Source organism: Streptomyces sp. CBMA123 (assembly GCF_014596465.1).
Classification (GTDB): Bacteria; Actinomycetota; Actinomycetes; order Streptomycetales; family Streptomycetaceae; genus Kitasatospora.
Genome location: NZ_MECK01000514.1, coordinates 1 through 887 on the forward strand (window position 1 = coordinate 1; position 887 = coordinate 887).

The window sequence follows — 887 nt, forward strand, 5'->3', positions numbered from 1 at the left end:
CGACCCGGCCTTCGCCCGGCAACTGGCCCGGCTGCTCGCCGACGCCGGGCACGACGCCGACGCCCCGGCAGGCCACCCGAGCGCCGGGGACCTCGACGGCGTCCGGTCCGTGGTGCACCTGGGCCGCCCCGAGCAGGACGGCCTGCTGGCCGAGGTGCTGGCCGCCGCCGCCAAGGCCGGGGTGGAGCGCCTGGTCTACGGCGGCTCCTCGGCCGTCTACCGGGGCAGCCGCGAACGGACCGTCACCGAGCAGGCCGTGGCCGACGCCCCCGCCGACCCGGTCGCCCTGGCCTGGTGGCGGGAGGAGCAGCGCGCCCGCGCCTGGGGCGCCGACCACGGCGTCCCCGTCCAGGTGCTGCGGCTCGCCGACCCGGTCGGCCCGTACGCGTCGCCGGACAGCCCGCTGGTCCGCTGGGTGAACCTGGCCTGGACCAGGCGCCCGCTCGCCCTCAACCCGCTGGGCCGTCACCAGGTGCTGGACCACCGCGACCTCGCCGACGCGCTGCGCGCCGTCCTGGCCGCCCCGCCCGCGCAGCCGGTGCTCAACGTCGCCTCCGCGGCCTTCGACGAGCAGGAGCTCGCCGGGCTGCTCGCCGACGTCTCCCGCCGCACGCCCTGGGAGTGGGTGCAGAACCCGGCGGTCGACCGCTGGACCATGGCGACCGGGCTGATCGAGGCCGAACTCCACTGGCAGGCCTCGGCCGTGCTCCGCGAGAGCATGCGCGCCCTCGCCCAGTGGTGGGCCTGCGACATCCACGGCGACTACACCGTGCCCGCCCCGCGCGGGTAGCCGGCCCGCCCTCTCCGGCAGCCGCTCCGCTCCGGCAGCCGCTCCGCTCCGCTCCGCCCTGCCCCGGCCGGCGGCGCCCCGCCCGGCACCGCCGGCC

At 79.1% G+C, this 887-nt stretch carries 1 protein-coding gene; it reads left to right on the plus strand.

Annotated elements, in window-relative coordinates:
• Positions 1-790: NAD-dependent epimerase/dehydratase family protein (locus BG452_RS35740; protein WP_188308499.1), on the plus strand; the 790-nt coding region annotated here is incomplete at its 5' end.
• Between the last annotated feature and the right edge of the window lie 97 nt (positions 791-887).